Source organism: Saccharothrix lopnurensis (assembly GCF_042658445.1).
Classification (GTDB): Bacteria; Actinomycetota; Actinomycetes; order Mycobacteriales; family Pseudonocardiaceae; genus Actinosynnema; species Actinosynnema lopnurensis.
The window spans coordinates 1-1,009 of the sequence record NZ_JBHSQO010000106.1; the positions used below are offsets into that span (position 1 = coordinate 1).

The window sequence follows — 1,009 nt, forward strand, 5'->3', positions numbered from 1 at the left end:
AGTGCCCGTTTCCGAGCTTGCGCAGGTGAAGGGGCCTTTGGTGCACAGACGGGGAACTCCTGGTAGATCGGACGTTGTCGAAGCGCCGTTCTGCCAGGAGTTCCGTTGTTATCGTGCCCGATGCCCGCGGGCGGTTCCATCGCGGGTACCCCGTGCTGCCGCCTGGCCGCGTCCCACCAGCCCACCGCACGCACGGCCCGGTATCCCACCGATGTCACCGACGCCCAGTGGGCGGAGCTGGACCCGCTGTTGCCCGATCCGGCGTGCCTGGCCGGTCGCGGTGGGCGGTGGGAGAAGCACTGTCGCCGGGTGATCGTGGACGCGATCCTGTACGTGGTCGACAACGGCATCAAGTGGCGGGCACTGCCGGCGGACTTTCCGCCGTGGCCCACGGTCTACAAGCGTTTCGCCTTGTGGGAGAGGGTCGGTGCGTCGCAGCGGCTGCTGGACGCGTTGCGCGACCGCGTCCGCCTGGCCGAGGGGCGGGTGGCGGCGCCGTCGGCGGCGGTGATGGACTCGCAGTCGGTGCGCGCCGCGGAGACCGTCGGCCGGGCGACCCGCGGTTGGGACGGCGGGAAGAAGGTCGCCGGTCGCAAGCGGCACATCGTGGTGGACACCATCGGGTTGCTGGTGGCGGTGTTGGTGACCCCGGCCTCGACGCAGGACCGGGTCGCAGCCCGCAGCCTGCTGCGCCGAATGCGCGACTCTGCCGGGAGACGGGTCGCGCTGGTGTGGGCCGACGGCGGCTACACCGGTTCTTTGATCGGCTGGGCCCGAAAGACACTCCGCCTTGTGGTGGAGATCGTCCAACGTCCTGCCCTGCCGTACTTCACCGTACTGCCGAGGAGGTGGGTGGTGGAGCGGACTTTGGCCTGGATCACCGGACACCGCCGCTGCGTCCGCGACTACGAACGCCTACCCCACCACCACGAAGCCATGGTCCGCTGGGCCATGATCCGCATCACCACCCGCCGACTCACCCAACCTCAGTAGCTCGGAAACGGGCACT

1 protein-coding gene is annotated in these 1,009 nt (G+C 69.5%); it reads left to right on the forward strand.

Features of this window, described 5'->3' with window-relative positions; genetic code table 11:
* Positions 1-120 precede the first annotated feature (120 nt).
* Positions 121-993: an IS5 family transposase gene (locus ACFP3R_RS37535; protein WP_380643802.1), complete on the forward strand. Its 873-nt coding sequence runs from the start codon at positions 121-123 to the stop codon at positions 991-993.
* Positions 994-1,009: the final 16 nt, after the last annotated feature.

Bases quoted from the DNA above. Each gene is read 5' to 3' on its own strand.
- ACFP3R_RS37535 (WP_380643802.1), top strand. From the start codon at position 121: ATGCCCGCGGGCGGTTCCATCGCGGGTACCCCGTGCTGCCGCCTGGCC.